Source organism: Mucilaginibacter hurinus, assembly GCF_003324525.1.
In the GTDB taxonomy this organism is placed as follows: domain Bacteria; phylum Bacteroidota; class Bacteroidia; order Sphingobacteriales; family Sphingobacteriaceae; genus Mucilaginibacter; species Mucilaginibacter hurinus.
The window spans coordinates 1-960 of sequence record NZ_QGDC01000016.1 but is presented as its reverse complement, the minus strand read 5'-3'; the positions used below and the strand labels follow the sequence as shown (position 1 = coordinate 960).

The window sequence follows — 960 nt, the reverse complement described above, 5'->3', positions numbered from 1 at the left end:
CGTTTTCTTATTAGTGAGTATGAGCAGGTAAAGCGAGGAGAGCACCCTACTTTTAGGTTTGCCAAAGATTTCTATTCAGCACATGATACTGATCCGAGGAGCTTTCTGAAGTATTATAATCGCTTTAAACAGTCAGGCAATGACCTGGATCTTCTGCCAGCCAAGCGTGGTCCAAGATATACTACACGCCGACCAGATCCCGGAGATGAACAAAAAGTGCTGGATCTTCGCCAACGTGGATGCAATAAGTTTGAGATAGCAGATCAGCTTAAACAAAAATCAGATAACTTTAAGCCATCCCCTTCGGGTGTATATAATATACTAAAACGATACCATAAGAACCGTTTGACAATAGCTGATAAAGAAGTAAAGCGAACCATCATCAAAGAACGTATGGGTCAATTAGGACATATTGATTGCCATCATTTAAGTAAGAGCGTGATCAGAGGACAAAACAGAAAACTCTACCTCCTTTGTGTCATTGATGACTATTCCCGTCTGGCCTGGGCACAGGTGATGACAGATATCACCGCATTAACAACTATGTTTACTGCTATGCATTGTATGCAGGCACTCAAAAGAGAATTCGGTATACAGTTCGAAGAAATGATAGCCGACAACGGCCCGGAATTCGGTACATCTGCAAGCTTGCAAAAACATAATCATCCTTTCGAAAGGATGCTGATAGAAACAGGAATCAAGCGCCGTTACATGCAGCCTTACCGTCCGCAAACTAATGGAAAGGTAGAGCGATTCTGGCGTACTTTAAAAGAAGATCTTATAGAAGATACAGACTTCGATACTTTACAGGAACTCGAAGATGAACTGCTCAAATATCTTGTTTACTATAATTGGGAAAGACCACATCAGGGCATTAATGGCAAAAAACCTATCGATATGGTCTCCCTAAACAACAAATAAAAACACCTAATTCTATTACCAAATTAATAAACCCTTACA

The 960-nt window shown here is 40.4% G+C and carries 1 protein-coding gene; it reads left to right on the top strand.

The genetic code is table 11. The annotated features are described in order from the left end of the window. The coding region (locus DJ568_RS17025) for an integrase core domain-containing protein (protein ID WP_147238786.1) at nt 1-921 on the top strand (921 nt) is incomplete at its 5' end. Nucleotides 922-960 lie beyond the last annotated feature (39 nt).